Raw genomic sequence first — 538 nt, 5'->3', positions numbered from 1 at the left:
GGAAACCCACCAGATCGGCGCCTCCGGTTCCGATGTGCTGATCAAGGTGCTGGAAACCGACATCAGCCCGGAACTGGTGCCCGGCAAGTCAGCCGACGCGCCAGACCAGAAGACCGAAAACGTCATCGGCCCCTACGAGCTTCAGGATTTCAACCTCTACTACACCCTGCGCTTCGGACTCACCCCGACCAAGGTAGCCTTCCTGGCGCTGTCGGCCTGGGGCGACCGTGATGCGGGAAGCTGGCCCGAAGGGCCGCATGTGGCGCGCAACCAGTACAGCCTGGCCGATATCAAGAAAAACCTCGGCATTTTCCTGTATCGCTTCTTCAAGACCAGCCAGTTCAAGCGCTCATGCATTCCGAACGGACCCAAGGTCGGCTCGGGCGGATCGCTGTCCCCACGCGGCGACTGGCGCGCGCCCAGCGACTCCGAAGCCACGGTCTGGATGGAGGAGCTGAAAAATATTCCGGGACAATAAGCGCTTCGGTTGCGCCGCCAGACTTATTTATCGGAGAGAATTGCAGGGCGTCGGCTATAC

General features: G+C 60.8%; 1 pseudogene. It reads left to right on the top strand.

Going from position 1 to position 538, the window contains the following annotated elements:
* Positions 1-478, top strand: a pseudogene (locus JK635_RS28525) (hypothetical protein); the annotation flags it as partial.
* Between the last annotated feature and the right edge of the window lie 60 nt (positions 479-538).

This window comes from Neobacillus paridis (assembly GCF_016765675.1).
GTDB lineage: Bacteria > Bacillota > Bacilli > Bacillales > Cytobacillaceae > Neobacillus > Neobacillus paridis.
Note: the sequence above shows the minus strand (reverse complement) of the source record. Positions and strands in the feature narration are given on the sequence as shown.